General features: G+C 63.4%; 14 protein-coding genes. 7 read left to right on the forward strand and 7 right to left on the reverse strand.

Annotation, left to right across the window (positions count from 1 at the left end):
• Positions 1-95: 95 nt before the first annotated feature.
• Positions 96-767 (reverse strand): OmpA family protein, encoded by a 672-nt coding sequence (locus tag IVB27_RS17330; protein WP_247444600.1) that lies wholly within the window; start codon positions 765-767, stop codon positions 96-98.
• Between the two features lie 143 nt (positions 768-910).
• Complete coding sequence (locus tag IVB27_RS17335) at positions 911-2,410, reverse strand: caspase family protein (RefSeq protein WP_247444601.1); 1,500 nt, start codon at positions 2,408-2,410, stop codon at positions 911-913.
• A 373-nt stretch (positions 2,411-2,783) separates the two neighbouring features.
• On the opposite strand from IVB27_RS17335, the gene IVB27_RS17340 reads away from it, so the two are divergent.
• Positions 2,784-3,590, forward strand: a complete 807-nt coding sequence (locus tag IVB27_RS17340) for an N-acyl homoserine lactonase family protein (RefSeq protein ID WP_247444602.1) — start codon at positions 2,784-2,786, stop codon at positions 3,588-3,590.
• Here the strand turns inward: IVB27_RS17340 and IVB27_RS17345 are convergent, their stop codons facing one another.
• Entirely contained in the window at positions 3,591-4,133 is a 543-nt protein-coding gene (locus IVB27_RS17345) for a MarR family winged helix-turn-helix transcriptional regulator (RefSeq protein ID WP_247444603.1), read from the reverse strand. It abuts the gene before it with no gap.
• Between the two features lie 110 nt (positions 4,134-4,243).
• Between IVB27_RS17345 and IVB27_RS17350 the strand changes: the two genes are divergently transcribed.
• The 5 genes from IVB27_RS17350 (at position 4,244) to fahA (ending at position 9,873) form a co-directional block, all read left to right on the forward strand.
• Complete coding sequence (locus IVB27_RS17350) at positions 4,244-5,887, forward strand: FAD-dependent oxidoreductase (protein WP_247444604.1); 1,644 nt, start codon at positions 4,244-4,246, stop codon at positions 5,885-5,887.
• A gap of 8 nt (positions 5,888-5,895) precedes the next feature.
• The gene (locus tag IVB27_RS17355; protein WP_247444605.1) at positions 5,896-6,120 is read left to right on the forward strand and encodes a DUF2783 domain-containing protein; all 225 of its coding nucleotides are present in this window, start codon (positions 5,896-5,898) and stop codon (positions 6,118-6,120) included.
• A gap of 23 nt (positions 6,121-6,143) precedes the next feature.
• On the forward strand, positions 6,144-7,097 hold the full coding sequence (locus tag IVB27_RS17360; RefSeq protein WP_247345077.1) for an MBL fold metallo-hydrolase: 954 nt from the start codon (positions 6,144-6,146) through the stop codon (positions 7,095-7,097).
• Positions 7,098-7,099: 2 nt separating this feature from the next.
• Positions 7,100-8,446 (forward strand): homogentisate 1,2-dioxygenase, encoded by a 1,347-nt coding sequence (gene hmgA, locus IVB27_RS17365; protein WP_247444606.1) that lies wholly within the window; start codon positions 7,100-7,102, stop codon positions 8,444-8,446.
• Between the two features lie 155 nt (positions 8,447-8,601).
• Complete coding sequence (gene fahA, locus IVB27_RS17370) at positions 8,602-9,873, forward strand: fumarylacetoacetase (protein ID WP_247444607.1); 1,272 nt, start codon at positions 8,602-8,604, stop codon at positions 9,871-9,873.
• Positions 9,874-9,994: 121 nt separating this feature from the next.
• Here fahA and IVB27_RS17375 read toward each other — a convergent pair whose 3' ends face one another.
• Together IVB27_RS17375 and IVB27_RS17380 are read right to left on the reverse strand one after the other, a co-directional pair.
• The gene (locus tag IVB27_RS17375) at positions 9,995-10,306 is read right to left on the reverse strand and encodes a DUF1272 domain-containing protein (protein WP_247345067.1); all 312 of its coding nucleotides are present in this window, start codon (positions 10,304-10,306) and stop codon (positions 9,995-9,997) included.
• 74 nt (positions 10,307-10,380) lie between these two features.
• On the reverse strand, positions 10,381-10,860 hold the full coding sequence (locus tag IVB27_RS17380; protein WP_247345064.1) for an Lrp/AsnC family transcriptional regulator: 480 nt from the start codon (positions 10,858-10,860) through the stop codon (positions 10,381-10,383).
• A 122-nt stretch (positions 10,861-10,982) separates the two neighbouring features.
• Between IVB27_RS17380 and hppD the strand changes: the two genes are divergently transcribed.
• Complete coding sequence (gene hppD / locus IVB27_RS17385; protein WP_247444608.1) at positions 10,983-12,098, forward strand: 4-hydroxyphenylpyruvate dioxygenase; 1,116 nt, start codon at positions 10,983-10,985, stop codon at positions 12,096-12,098.
• A 71-nt stretch (positions 12,099-12,169) separates the two neighbouring features.
• On the opposite strand, the gene IVB27_RS17390 is transcribed toward hppD, so the two are convergent.
• Positions 12,170-13,282, reverse strand: a complete 1,113-nt coding sequence (locus IVB27_RS17390; protein WP_247444609.1) for a CaiB/BaiF CoA transferase family protein — start codon at positions 13,280-13,282, stop codon at positions 12,170-12,172.
• A gap of 200 nt (positions 13,283-13,482) precedes the next feature.
• On the reverse strand, positions 13,483-14,283 hold the full coding sequence (locus IVB27_RS17395) for an FAD binding domain-containing protein (protein ID WP_247444610.1): 801 nt from the start codon (positions 14,281-14,283) through the stop codon (positions 13,483-13,485).
• Positions 14,284-14,288 lie beyond the last annotated feature (5 nt).

A 14,288-nucleotide genomic window follows, 5' to 3' on the forward strand; every position in this document is an offset into this window, starting at 1 on the left:
AAATAAAGCAGCGTCCCGCAAGGCTGCGGGACGCGCTCTGGAAGCGAGACTTTACACCACATCACGACTTGTCACTTCAAAGGATTACGTCGTGGTCACTTCGATGCGGTGGTCTTGTTTTCCATGTTGACGACCTGCACGCGACGATTGACCTCCGCCATCGGCTGGGCCGGGTCCTTCAGCTTGCTCTTGCCGTAGCCGACGGTGACGAGGTCGGTTGCGGAGATGCTGTACTTGTCGACCAGGTAGCGCTTGATCGAATCCGCGCGGCGCTCCGACAGTTCCTGATTATAGGTCTCACCGCCGGCGGCGTCGGTGTGGCCGGCGACCACGAAGGTCGAGCCTTTCAGGTCGGGGCTGGTCAGCGCGCGGCCGAGCGCCTGTACCGAGGCAACCGATTTGGCGCTGATATTGGCTGAGTTGTAGTCGAACGTGATTTCCAGATCGATGTTCGGCTTGTCCTTGGCCACCGACGCGATTTCTTCACGCTCGGTCGACGACAGCGAACGTGTCGAGCGGCCGCGTACGGACTGGATCAGCTTGGTCTCCGCCGCACTCGGTGCGGGATCGGTCTGCGGAGCGATCGTAAGGCCGCGGGTCAGCGGCTTTTTCGGCGGCGGCGCCAGCGCGCGGACGATCTCGTCATCGGTGACGTTCTTGCTGTTGCCGTCGTCGCCCGCGAATGCCAGCGGGATCGTCAGCGACAGCGCGGCGCCAACGGTGATGATGGACAGGATTGCGGTAAGTCCCTTTGCAGCCAATCTCATAGCAAGTCCCTCCTGAGCAGCCAGCTCGCGCGGTTCCAAAATCCCTGCAATAAGCCCCCCGAAGGGGGCCTGCGGCATCCGTCCGATTAGTCTTCGCCGGGCCACCGAGGGTTCGAGGCACATCGGCCTCGATTTAAAAAATATCAACGCACTCCGTAACTTGCGAATTCCTGAACAATGTTCGGGTCCATCGCCTTGGCATTGGCGATGTCCAGCGCACCTTCCTGGGCCGAGCCGTTGCGCTGCTTGGCGATCCCGCGTCCGAACAGCGAGGAAGTCAGGCGCGGATTGATCCTCAGGGCCGCGTCAAAATCGGCGATGGCGTTCTTGGCCGCTCCCGATTTCAAATTGACGAGCCCCCGGCTGTCCAGCGCGTCGACGAAGTTCGGTCGCAGCCGCAGGGCCTCGTTGCAATCCTTCAGCCCGCCCTGGAGGTCGCCGACCACGGTGCGGGTCCAGCAGCGGTTGTTCAGAGCCTCGACGTCCTTCGGGTTGATCCGGAGCGACTCGTCAAAATCCTTGATGGCGAGGTTATAGGCGCCCTTGCTGGCATAGACCTGGCCGCGCCGGTAAAGCGCGTTCACGTCGTCCGGATTGGCCGCGATCTTGGCCGTCAGGCCCTTGATAGTGGGGTCCTCCGCCAGCACGGCCGCACTCGGCCCGCTATCCATGCTCGGAGCGGTGACGGGATCGGCCGGTTTCACCGGCGGTGGGGGAGGCGGCAAGGCGGCGTCGACCTGCGGCTTCGGTGACGGAGCAGCCGTCGTGTCGGCCGGTTTCGGCAGCACAGGTGGCGGTGGCGCAGGCGGAGCCGGCGGCGGGTTGTTGGCGACGACCGGCGGCGGAGCGGGAGCCGCGGGCGGCGTCGTCGTTGTCGGACGCGATCCGCCGGCCCCCGGAATGAACGAGAAATCTTCGGCCAGTGAAGAAGATATCCACGGCACCTGCTCGCCGCGCGAGGCGCGGGTGACGCCCATCTTGGTGCGGTTCAGCGTCTCCTCAGCCATCAGGTCGGGGACGCGGATTTCCTTGAGGAGTTCCTGGACGAACAGGCTGTGCTCGCCGCCGGCATCCGACACCACCGAGGCCAGTGCCGCCGAATACATCACCAGCGTTCCGTTCGGCGCGATAACAGGGGTGAGGCCGGCCGAGAAGCTGCGGAACCGGCGCTCGAACGGGTTGCGCCTGGAAGCATCGATGAGCGCGATCTTGACGCCGGCGCCGCGGGTGTTGAGCTCGCCAAGCACGGTTTCGAGGCTGATGCCGTCGCGGCGCACGTCGGATTCGGTCCAGATCTGCGCATCGATCGGCAGCAAATAGCTCTGCCGCGCCGACTGGATGCCGAATCCGCTGAAGAACACCAGTGCCACCGCCCCCGGCTTGATCTTGCCGTACAGCTTGTCGAAGGCGCGGCGCATGCCGTCGCCGGTCAGGTTCTCATTGATCTCGACGGAAAAGCCATCGCGCTTGAGCTCGTCGGCGACGTCGCGCGCGTCGTTCAGCGGTTCCTTCAGCGGGGCGTCGGCGTCCGGATATTTGGCATTGCCTATGACCAGCGCAAAGCGATCGCCGGCCGCAAGCGACGGAGCGGTCGGGATGAGCGACACGAGCAAGGGCAGAAGTAAAAGGAAGCGAATTTTCATAATCAGCGCGGTCCAGCCAAAAAGGCGCCGTTACCAGCTTGCGCCGCGGCGACCTTAACTTACGCAATGTGCATTATCAAACCGGGGAAGGGAGGCGTCAACTGCTTGCAAATTCGGCGGTATCGCGACAATTGACCGCGACGCATGGGCACGTTGCGGGGGAATAAACGGGCAGTCACGATTCCACTCGATGCATTCTGGTTGCCATTACGGCTGCATGTTAGGGCAGTCATGGCGACAACAATGTGATTGGTCTCACATTGCCGACCGGCGTCCATCGCAACTTCCGATGTTTGACCTTTGCGGCGGACAATGGCTTGGTGCCATCGATCGCCCCTGAAGGTCCATCCAGAAAAAGAGCAAGATCAAGAGCATGGGAAACGCCTACGGAATCTACGCACTGCGCTATGCGACGATGTCGCCGCGCACCCCCAATATGAACTTCCTTGCGCCCGATCCGCATGACAGCGCGGCGCAGGATCTCGACTATTTCGTCTGGCTGATCCGCGGTAACGGCCGCGATATCCTGGTCGATACCGGTTTCAATGCCGAGGAAGCGACCGCGCGGGCGCGCAAGCTGACGCTCAATCCGGTCGATGCGCTGGAGCGCTTTGGTGTCGCGGCATCGAGCATTCGCGACATCATCGTGACACATCTGCATTACGACCACGCCGGCAATCTCGACCGCTTCCCGAACGCGCGCTTCCATCTCCAGGAGCGCGAGATGGCTTACGCGACGGGCCGCTGCATGTGCAACGGACTGCTGCGACATCCGTTCTCGGTCGAGCACGTCACGCAGATGGTCCGCCATGTCTATGGCGAGCGCGTCAATTTCTATTCCGGCGACGGCGAGGTCGCGCTCGGCGTCACTGTGCACCGCGTCGGCGGCCATTCGGACGGCTTGCAGGTGGTGAGGGTCGAGACCGCGCGCGGGCCGGTGGTGCTGGCGTCCGATGCCGCGCATTATTACGCCAACCTCCAGCGCCGGAGCCCTTTTCCGATCGTCTACAACATCGGCGACATGGCGCAGGGCTGGGAGATGATCGAGCGGCTCGCCGGCCATCCCGACCGGTTCATTCCCGGCCACGATCCGATCGTGACCGAGATCTATCCGCGCGCCAGCGACAAGGTCGATGCCTGGGCGCTGCATTTGCCGCCGTCGCGGTCGTTTGCGAAGTGATCAATACGCCTGCTTGGCGTCGGCCTCTTCGCTAGTCTGGATCAGGTCGAGGCTCTGTTCGATCTTGCCGAGCAGCGCTGAGAATTGCTTGCGCTCCTGCGCGGTGAGGCAGGCGAGGATCTCGTCTTCCCGCCGCAGCAATTGCGGAAACAGCTCCTCGTAGAGCGTGCGCCCCTTCTTTGTCAGCTGCAGGCGGAATTCGCGGCGGTCGGCTTCGTTCTCGACGCGCTCGATCAACCCCTGGTGCAGCAGCATGGTCACCGCGCGGCTGATGGTGGATTTATGCGTGCGGGTGCATTGCGCGACGTATTGCGCGCTGCAGGCATCGTTGCGGAAGCCGAGCGTCGCGATCACGCGCCAGGCCGGGATATCGAGGCCGTGACGTTCCCGATATTCGACCGAAAGCGCGGCACTGACCTCCGCCGCGAGCCGGTTCAACCGGAACGGCGCGAACTTGAACAGATCGAGCCGTGTTTGTGGAATGGGCAAAGCCTCGTCCACCACCCGTGTCTTCAGCGCGATGTCGCTGGATGTCCTCGCCAAGGAGAGCGCTCCGAATTCCAGTTGACGGCCGGCCGGCACCGGTCCAAAATGGTTGCACGTGAGACTATCTAGCAGATCGGTCCTCTCCTGACCAGAGCCGAGGTTAGCGCATGGCGCAAGCCAAGACCCAGCAGGCCAAAACCCAGTTCGGCTATCGCCGCCACCTTGATCAGGATCGTCCCGGCCAAGGCCCGGCCGAGCATCCGGTCGTGATCGTTGGTGCTGGCCCGGTCGGGCTGTCGCTGGCGATCGACCTCGCCCAGCGCGGCCAGCGCGTCGTCCTCCTGGATGACGCCGATCGTATCGGCGAAGGCTCGCGCGCGATCTGCTTCTCGAAACGTTCGCTGGAATATTGGGACCGGCTCGGCGTCGGCGACCGCATGGTCGAGAAGGGCGTGGTCTGGAGCGTCGGCCGCATCTTCCACGGCGAGTCCCAGCTCTACCAGTTCAACCTGCTGCCGGAAGACGGTCACAAGCGGCCTGCCTTCATCAACCTCCAGCAATATTACGCGGAGGCCTACCTGGCCGATCGCGTGCAGGACCTCCCGGGCATCGACCTGCGCTGGCGCAACAAGGTGACGGCGCTGGAGCAACGCAACGATTCCGTTGCGCTGACCATCGAGACGCCGGAAGGCAACTATTACCTGCACGCACAATATGTCATCGCCTGCGACGGCGCGCGCTCCTTGCTGCGGCAGATGGTCGGCGCCGACTTCGCCGGCCAGGTGTTCGAGGATCAGTTCCTGATCGCCGACGTCAAGATGACCGCGGAATTTCCGACCGAGCGCTGGTTCTGGTTCGATCCGCCGTTTCATGCGGGGCGTTCGGCGCTGTTGCACCGACAGCCCGACGATGTCTGGCGCATCGACCTCCAGCTCAGCCGCGACGCCGATTCTCTCACCGAGAAGAAGCCCGAGAACGTGCGGCCGCGGATCGCGCGCATGCTCGGCCACGACAAGTTCGAGTTCGAGTGGATCTCGCTCTACAAGTTCCAGTGCCGGCGGATGGACCGCTTCCTCCATGGCCGTGTGATTTTCGCGGGAGACTCCGCGCACCAGGTCTCGCCGTTCGGCGCGCGCGGCGCCAATTCCGGACTCGAGGACGCCGAAAACCTCGCCTGGAAGCTCGACCGCGTGCTGCGCGGGACCTCGCCCGCGAGCCTGCTTGAGAGCTATCATGTCGAGCGCAGTCTCGCCGCCGACGAGAACATCCGCGAATCCACCCGCTCGACCGATTTCATGGCGCCGAACACGCGCCAGGAGGGGCGGCTGCGCAAGGCGGTGCTGTCGCTGGCGAAAGAGACCGAGTTCGGCAAGCGCATGGTCAATGGCGGCAGGCTCTCGGTGCCGTGCAGCTATGACTCGCCGCTGTTGTCGCCCGATGCGGATGCGTGGCGTGGTGGGCCGCTCCCCGGCTGTTCGATGCTCGATGCCCCCGTTGCGACGCGCGCTGGCGAGCAAGCCTATTTGACGGATGCATTCCGTCAGGGCGGAACGGATTTCACGTTGCTGTCGTTCAGCAATGGCGCGGCGATTGAGGCGCCTGTTGGTGTGAAGGACATCTGCATCGGCGGTGAGGACGGGCTCGCGGATCCGGCGGGGCTCACCGCAAAGCGCTATGATGCGGAACCAGGCTCAGCCTACCTCCTAAGGCCGGACGGTTATGTCGCGGCGCGCTTTCGCCACCCGACGCGCGCTGGCGTCGCGGCAGCGCTGTCGCGGGCCCAAGGCTTCAATGAGCAAGGCTTGAATTGAGGATTCGCATGCCGCTTTCCACCAGCTCCAACTTTGCGCGGCCCGACGACGCCTTTCGCGCCATCGTCGAGGCGCATCGTGGCTTCACCGACGAGCAAAGCGCCGATTTCGACGCGGCGCTGGTGCTGATCCTCGCCAACCATATCGGCGATATCGAGGTGCTGCGGGAAGCGATTTTGCTCGCCAAGCGACGCATGATCGACGGCCAGCAGCAACAGCAACAACAGCAATAACGAATGTCCAAAGGAACGAACTGATGGCGAAGAACTTCGCGTCCACCGGCGATCTCTCCGAGAAGAAGATCACCTTTTCCGAGATCGGCACTGATCTCTACGCCTTTACGGCGGAGGGCGACCCGAATACGGCAATCATCGTCGGTGACGACGGCTGCCTGGTGTTCGACGCGCAATCGACGCCGGCGATGGCCAACAAGGTGATCGAGCGCGTCCGCACCGTCACCGACAAGCCGATCAAATATGTCGTGCTGTCGCATTATCACGCCGTGCGCGTACTCGGCGCCTCCGCCTACAAGGCGCAGGGCATCGTCGCTTCGCAGGAGACCCATCGGCTGATCGAGGAGCGCGGCCAGCAGGATTGGGATTCCGAATATGGCCGCTTCCCGCGCCTGTTCCAGGACGCATCGAGCATTCCCGGCCTGACCTGGCCGACGCTGACCTTCGAAGGCGAGATGTCGATCTATCTCGGCAAGCGCGAGGTGCGACTGATGCAGCTTGGCGCCGGCCACACCTCGGGCGACATCGTCGCCTGGGTGCCCGATGCCGAGGTGATGTTCTCCGGCGATCTCATCGAATATCACTCGGCCTGCTATTGCGGCGACGCGCATTTGCGCGAATGGCCGCTGACGCTGAACGAGATCCGCAACTTCAATCCCAAGGCGATCGCGCCGGGCCGCGGCGATGCGCTCAACGGGGTCGCCACGGTGCGCGAAGCCATCGCGATGACGCGCGACTTTGTCACATCGCTCTATGGCGCCGCTGAAATCTCGGTGGCCAAGGGCCGCACGCTGAAGGAATCGATGGCCGCGACGCGCGAGGTGATGGATCCGAAATTCAAGGGCTTCGCCATCTACGAGCACTGCCTGCCGTTCAATGTATCGCGCGCCTTCGACGAGGCCTCGGGGATCGACGATCCCGTGATCTGGACCGACAAGCGCGACCAGGAGATGTGGGCCGCCCTGCAAGGAGGATAGTCATGAACATCAACACCTCGCCCGATCAGGTCATTCGCAGCTCGGCCCAGGTCACGCCGGGCTACATGTCCGGCTTCGGCAACAGCTTTGAGACCGAGGCGCTGCCGGGCGCCCTTCCGATCGGGCGCAACTCGCCGCAGCGCTGCGCCTATGGCCTCTATGCCGAGCAGTTGTCCGGCTCCCCCTTCACGGCGCCGCGCGGCACCAATGAGCGCTCATGGCTCTATCGCATTCGCCCGTCGGTGAAACATTCGGGCCGTTTCGAGAGGGCCGACGAGGGCCTGTGGCGTTCGGCGCCGTGCCATGAACACGATCTGCCGATCGCGCAGTTGCGCTGGGACCCGGCGCCGATCCCGAAGGAGGACATGACTTTCCTTCAGGGCGTGCAGACCATGACCACGGCCGGAGACGTCAACACCCAGGCGGGCATGGCCGCCCATGTCTATCTCATCACCAAGTCGATGGTGGACCAGCACTTCTACAATGCGGACGGCGAGCTGATGTTCGTGCTGCAGCAGGGCAATCTGCGCATCGTCACCGAGTTCGGTCGCATCGACGCCGAGCCCGGCGAGATCGTCGTGATTCCGCGCGGAGTCAAATTCCGCGTCGAGATTCCGAACGGGCCGGCGCGCGGCTATCTCTGCGAAAACTATGGCGGCGCCTTCACGCTGCCGGAGCGCGGGCCGATCGGCGCCAATTGCCTCGCCAATGCCCGCGACTTCCTGACGCCGGTCGCGCACTACGAGGACAAGGACATACCGACCGAGCTTTTTGTGAAATGGGGCGGCTCGTTGTTCAAGACCCAGCTCGCCCATTCGCCGATCGACGTGGTCGCCTGGCACGGCAATTACGCGCCCTACAAATACGATCTGCGCACCTTCTCTCCCGTAGGCGCGATCGGCTTCGATCATCCCGATCCCTCGATCTTCACCGTGCTGACCTCGCCGTCGGAGACGGCGGGCACGGCGAATATCGATTTCGTGATCTTCCCCGAGCGCTGGCTGGTCGCCGACAACACCTTCCGCCCGCCCTGGTATCACATGAACATCATGAGCGAGTTCATGGGCTTGATCTACGGGGTCTACGACGCCAAGCCGCAGGGTTTCGTTCCGGGTGGCATCTCGCTGCACAATTGCATGCTGCCGCACGGTCCCGACCGCGACGCCTTCGAGCACGCCAGCAACGGCGAATTGAAGCCGGTGAAGCTCACGGGCACCATGGCCTTCATGTTCGAGACCCGCTACCCGCAACGCGTCACCGCGCATGCGGCGAATGCCGCGACGTTGCAGGACGACTACGCGGATTGCTGGAAGGGGCTCGCGAAGCGGTTCGATCCGAGCAGGCCGTAGCGCCGCGCCACCCACTCCGTCGTCATGCCCGGGCAGAAGCGCGAAGCCCGTCCTCGCGCTAGATGTCCCGGGCATCCACGTGTTGAAACGCAGAAGAAAGATCGTGGATAGCCGGGACAAGCCCGGCCATGACGGTCTCGAGCTCGGAGAATCCCGTGTCCCATCCCAACGATTCCAGCCTCCGCTCTTTCATCGACGTTGATCCCACCTCCGATTTTTCGATCCAGAATCTGCCTTACGGGGTGTTCTCGACCGCGGCCAATCCGACGCCGCGCGTCGGCGTGGCGATCGGCAATTGCGTGCTTGATCTCTGGGAGCTCGAGCAGGATTCGCGCCTCGATGTCGGGCCGCTTGGCGTGTTCTCGACGTCGTCGCTCAATCCCTTCATGGCGCTGGGACCGAAGGTCTGGACGAAGACGCGCGCGCGGGTCAGCGAGCTTTTGCGTCACGATCATCCGGAGCTGCGCGACAATGAGGAGCTGCGCAAGCAGGCCTTGGTGCCGATGCGTGATGCAAAACTGTATCTGCCGTTCGCGGTCTCGGGCTACACCGACTTCTATTCCTCGAAAGAGCACGCCACCAATGTCGGCGTCATGTTCCGCGGCAAGGACAATGCGCTGCAGCCGAACTGGCTCCATATGCCGATCGGCTATAACGGACGTGCTTCCACCGTCGTGGTCTCCGGCACCAAGGTGAAGCGCCCGCGCGGGCAGCTGAAGCCGCCGAACGTCGAGGTGCCGAGCTTCGCCCCGTGCAAGCGGCTCGATTTTGAGCTGGAGATGGGTGTCGTGGTCGGCCAGCCCTCAGCCATGGGCGGCATGCTCACGGAGCAACAGGCCGAAGAGATGATCTTCGGCTTCGTGCTGCTCAACGATTGGAGCGCGCGAGATATCCAGCAGTGGGAATATGTGCCGCTTGGCCCGTTCCTCGCCAAGGCGTTCGCGACCTCGATCAGCCCGTGGGTGGTGACGCGCGAGGCGCTGGAGCCGTTCCGCCTGAAGGGGCCGGAGCAGGAGCCGGCGCCGCTGGATTATCTGAAGCAGACGAAGCCGCAGAACTACGATCTCGAGCTCGACGTCTCCTTGCGCGCCGCCGGCGCCAACGCGCCTGCCGGCATCAGTCGCACCAACTTCAAGTACATGTACTGGTCCTCGGTGCAGCAACTGATGCACCACGCGTCCTCCGGCTGCGCCATGAATGTCGGAGATCTCCTGGGGAGCGGCACGATCTCCGGCCCGGAGAAAAGCCAGCGCGGCAGCCTGCTGGAGATCAGCTGGAACGGCACCGAGCCGGTCGAATTGCCGGGTGGCATCAAGCGGTCATTCCTGGAAGACGGCGACAGCCTCGTCATGCGCGGCTGGTGTCAGGGCGAGGGCTATCGCGTCGGTTTTGGCGAGGTCGAGGGGACAGTTTTGGTGGCGGAATAAGTTGCGCCATCCCATAAACCCGTCATTGCGAGCGTAGCGAAGCAATCCAGAATCTTTCCGCGGAGAGAATTCTGGATTGCTTCGTCGCAAGGGCTCCTCGCAATGACGGCGTGAAGAGAGCCTATCGCCTTTCAGCCGGTACGTCTTTGACTCTCGCGCAATGCGCGGCGACATCCTCCTGACTGTACTTCAAATGCACCCGCTTGTCCGACGGAGCCTGCTTCGTCGTGCACACGCCCGGTCGCCATTCCTGCGTTGGCCTTATCGGGCGCGGCGCAAAACCGCCACCGCAGTTCGGGCAGACGTTGGAGAGTTTCGTCTCCACGCAGTCCGCACAGAACGTGCACTCATAGGAGCAGATCCGCGCATCGGTCGCGTTCGGCGGCAGGTCGCGGTCGCAATATTCGCAGTTCGGTCGAAGCTGGAGGGCCATGGCTGAGTCTCCGCAGGTCGGCCGGGATCATCGCAGATCGCGCGCGCAGCGCGAATGCCGGATTTCCCTCGATTTCAGCCGGGTTTGATTTCCTTCAGCGGCAGCCGCGTGCTTTCCTTCAACCTGTCCAGCACGATCGAAGAGCGCACATGCGCCACACTCTGGTGCGGCATCAGCACGTCGTTGACGAGATTGGAGAGACCCTTCAGATCGCGCAGCACGGCTTTCAGCACATAGTCGGCGTCGCCGGTGAGCGAATAGGCCTCCTGGATCTCGTCGATTCGATTGACCAGCGTACGGAAGCGTTTCGAGTTATCCGGCGAGTGGGTCGCCAGCGTCACCTGGATGAAGGCGATCACGCCGAAGCCGAGCGCCTCGCTGGAGAGATCGGCGTGATAGCCTGATATCACCTTCTCCTCCTCCAGCCGCATCCGCCGGCGCGAGCATTGCGAGGCCGAGAGCCCTGCGAGGTCCGCCAGTTCCTGGTTGGTGAGGCGGCCGTCGTCCTGGAGCGCGCCCAGGATCCTGAGGTCGAAGGCGTCTACCGAAATCATGCGTAATTTTTCTATTTCATGCACAGATCGTGCATATGATAGTCAAAACGCGTCCCGTTTGCACGCTCATTGCACGCCCCGTGAAGGATAGTTCATGGCAGCAGCAAATTTGGGAGAGCGCCATGGGACCGTTTCCGCACGATGCACCGCCGGCCACTGTTACCGCCGACAATCCGATGGGCACCGACGGGTTCGAGTTCGTCGAATATGCGCACCCCAATCCCGAAGAGCTGCACGCCCTGTTCAAGCTGATGGGCTATGCGCCCGTCGCGCGCCACAAGAGCAAAAAGATAACGGTCTATCGCCAGGGGGACATCAATTATCTTGTCAACGAGGAGCCCGGCAGCCACGGTTACGACTTTGTCGCCGCACACGGCCCCTGTGCCCCGTCGATGGCGTTCCGCGTGGTCGATGCGAAGAAGGCCTATGACCGCGCGATTTCGCTCGGGGCCGAACCTGCCGACGCGTCATCCGCGCAGAAGACGCTCGACGTCCCCGCGATCAAGGGCATCGGCGGCAGCCTGCTCTACTTCGTCGATCGCTACGGCGCCACGGGCTCGGCCTATGATGGCGAGTTCGAATGGCTGGGTGCGCGCGATCCGCAGCCCGCCGGCGCCGGCCTGTTCTACCTCGATCACCTCACCCACAACGTCCATCGCGGCCGCATGGACGTCTGGACCGGCTTTTACGAGAAGCTCTTCAACTTCCGCCAGATCCGCTTCTTCGACATCGAGGGCCGTGCGTCAGGCCTGTTCTCGCGCGCGCTGACCAGCCCGGACGGCAAGATCCGGATTCCGATCAACGAGGACGCCGGCGATGCCGGCCAGATCGAGGAATATCTGAATATCTATCGCGGCGAGGGCATCCAGCACATCGCCTGCGGCTGCCGCGACATCTACCGCACTATCGAAGACCTGCGCGAAGCCGGCCTGCCCTTCATGCCGGCGCCGCCCGAGACCTATTTCGAGCGGATCGACGCGCGCCTGCCGAAGCACGGCGAGGACATTGCGCGGCTTCAGACCAATGGCATCCTGATCGACGGCGAGGGTGTCGTCGAAGGAGGCCAGACCAAGGTGCTGCTGCAGATCTTCTCGGCCAACGCGATCGGCCCGATCTTCTTCGAGTTCATCCAGCGCAAGGGCGACGACGGTTTTGGCGAGGGCAATTTCAAGGCCCTGTTCGAATCGATCGAGGAAGACCAGATCCGGCGTGGGGTGTTGAAGGTGGACGCGGCGTAGGCTGTCGCATCCCAACAGATGTCGTTCGGCGAAGGCCGGGACGACATCGGAATTTGACGCAACCGCGGCCCTTATTTCTCAGCCTTCCACGCCTTCGTCACCGCGCCGATCTCCGCCCCTTCCGGCTCGCGCACCGCCGACGGCGTCCGCGAGAACCGCGGCGCCGGCGCCGGCTGCTTCACGCCGTGGCGCTCGACAAAGACCTGTCGGGCGACCATGTGCGGATGCTCGGTCGCTTCCGACATGGTCAGCACCGGCGCGAAACAGATGTCGCTGCCTTCCATGATCTTGCACCAGTCCTCACGCGTCTTGCTCTTGAACACCGCCTGCAACTTCTGCTTCAGCGCGGGCCAGGCCTTGCGGTCCATCTGCGCATCGAAATCGGCGTCTGTCAGGCCCGCATGCTCGCGCAGCAGCGCGTAGAATTGCGGTTCGATCGAGCCGATCGAGACGAAATGGCCGCAAGCGCATTCGTAGACGCCGTAGAAATGCGCGCCGCCATCGAGAAAATTCTGGTTGCGGCCTTCGGTCCAGCGGCCGAGCGTGGTCATGTCGAAGAAGAACGACATCAGCGATGCCGCGCCGTCGCACATCGCGGCATCGACGACCTGGCCCTTGCCGGACCTCGAGGCTTCCAGCAGCGCCGCAAGCACGCCGACAACGAGATAGAGTGCGCCGCCCCCGAAATCGCCGACCAAATTGAGCGGCGGCACCGGCGCTTCCTTGGTGCCGATCGCGGCGAGCGCGCCGGTGATGGAGATGTAGTTGATGTCGTGGCCTGCGGCATTGGCGAGCGGGCCTTGCTGGCCCCAGCCGGTCATGCGGCCGTAGACCAGTTTTGGATTGCGCGCGAGCACTACGTCAGGGCCGAGCCCGAGCCGCTCCATCACGCCGGGGCGAAAGCCCTCGACCAGCGCGTCGGCGTTTGCAAGCAGGTCGAGCACTTCCGCGATGGCCGCCTTGTCCTTGAGATCGAGCTCGATCACCTTGCGGCCACGCCCCGCCACCGACTTCATGCTCTTCTTCGCGCCGACGCGGTCGAGGGTGACGACGTCGGCGCCCATGTCGGCCAGCATCATGCAGGCGAACGGTCCGGGGCCGATGCCCGCGAATTCGACGATGCGGAAGCCCGACAGCGGGCCGGAGGTACGGACGGAGGAGGCGGGGGCTGGTTGATCGAGCACGTTTTTGTTTCCTCGGATCCAAGGCGCGTATTGCCGATGGTCGGCAAGCGCCGAGGCGTTCCTCTGTGGGGCGAGTTAATTGGCTGATTAACTTTTCTCGCCTTCACGCCGGTGAGGCAAGCGGTTTTCATGCCGCATGGCCAAAATAAAAACGGCGCGCACCGAAGTGCGCGCCGCGGAAAATTTGCGTCGAGGCGCTATCAGCCGGCCGCAGCCACCGCGCGTTGCGCCATCACCTTGATCAAGTTGGCGCGGTACTCGGCGGTGCCGTGGATGTCGGCCAGCAAATTGCTCGCCGAAATGCTGACGTTGTCGATCGCCGAAGGTGACCAGTTCGCCTTCAGCGCTGCTTCGATCGCGGGGACCCGCATCACGCCGCTCTCCGAAGCGCCTGTGGCGGCCACCCGAATCTCGCCCGACTTCGTCTGTGCCACGAACACGGCGGTCAGTGCGAAGCGGGAGGCCGGGTGCCGCATCTTTTCGTAGCCTGCCTTCGCCGGAACCGGGAACGACACGGCGGTGATGATCTCGCCGTCTTCCAGCGCCGTGGTGAACAGACCCTGGAAGAAATCCTCCGCCGCAATCGACCGCTTGTTGGTTTTCACGGTGGCGCCGAGCGCGAGCAGCGCGGCCGGATAATCCGCGGCGGGATCGTTGTTGGCGATCGAGCCGCCGATCGTGCCGCGATAGCGCACGGCGGGATCACCGAGCATCGACGTGAGATAGGCAATCGCAGGGATCGCCTTCTTCACATCGGCATTCTGCATGATGTCGAAATAGGTCGTGCCGGCCTTGATGGTCAGCACGTCGCCTGAGAGCTCGACGCCTTGCAGCTCCTTGATCTTGCCGAGATCGATCACATCGGACGGGCTGGCGAGGCGCTGCTTCATGACCGGCAGCAGCGTCTGGCCGCCGGCGAGGAATTTCGCCTCGGTGCCCTTGGCGAACAGGCTGACGGCTTCGTCAACCGAGGACGCGCGATGATAAATGGTCTGGTACATCTTCG

The sequence above is a fragment of the Bradyrhizobium sp. 197 genome, assembly GCF_023073375.1.
GTDB lineage: Bacteria > Pseudomonadota > Alphaproteobacteria > Rhizobiales > Xanthobacteraceae > Bradyrhizobium.

What these genes read in the sequence shown, in the direction of transcription:
- IVB27_RS17380 (WP_247345064.1), bottom strand. Translation starts at nt 10,860, where the DNA reads ATGATTTCGGTAGACGCCTTCGACCTCAGGATCCTGGGCGCGCTCCAG.
- hppD (WP_247444608.1), top strand. Translation starts at nt 10,983, where the DNA reads ATGGGACCGTTTCCGCACGATGCACCGCCGGCCACTGTTACCGCCGAC.
- IVB27_RS17350 (WP_247444604.1), top strand. Translation starts at nt 4,244, where the DNA reads ATGGCGCAAGCCAAGACCCAGCAGGCCAAAACCCAGTTCGGCTATCGC.
- IVB27_RS17355 (WP_247444605.1), top strand. Translation starts at nt 5,896, where the DNA reads ATGCCGCTTTCCACCAGCTCCAACTTTGCGCGGCCCGACGACGCCTTT.
- IVB27_RS17375 (WP_247345067.1), bottom strand. Translation starts at nt 10,306, where the DNA reads ATGGCCCTCCAGCTTCGACCGAACTGCGAATATTGCGACCGCGACCTG.
- IVB27_RS17335 (WP_247444601.1), bottom strand. Translation starts at nt 2,410, where the DNA reads ATGAAAATTCGCTTCCTTTTACTTCTGCCCTTGCTCGTGTCGCTCATC.
- IVB27_RS17340 (WP_247444602.1), top strand. Translation starts at nt 2,784, where the DNA reads ATGGGAAACGCCTACGGAATCTACGCACTGCGCTATGCGACGATGTCG.
- IVB27_RS17395 (WP_247444610.1), bottom strand. Translation starts at nt 14,283, where the DNA reads ATGTACCAGACCATTTATCATCGCGCGTCCTCGGTTGACGAAGCCGTC.
- hmgA (WP_247444606.1), top strand. Translation starts at nt 7,100, where the DNA reads ATGAACATCAACACCTCGCCCGATCAGGTCATTCGCAGCTCGGCCCAG.
- IVB27_RS17360 (WP_247345077.1), top strand. Translation starts at nt 6,144, where the DNA reads ATGGCGAAGAACTTCGCGTCCACCGGCGATCTCTCCGAGAAGAAGATC.
- IVB27_RS17330 (WP_247444600.1), bottom strand. Translation starts at nt 767, where the DNA reads ATGAGATTGGCTGCAAAGGGACTTACCGCAATCCTGTCCATCATCACC.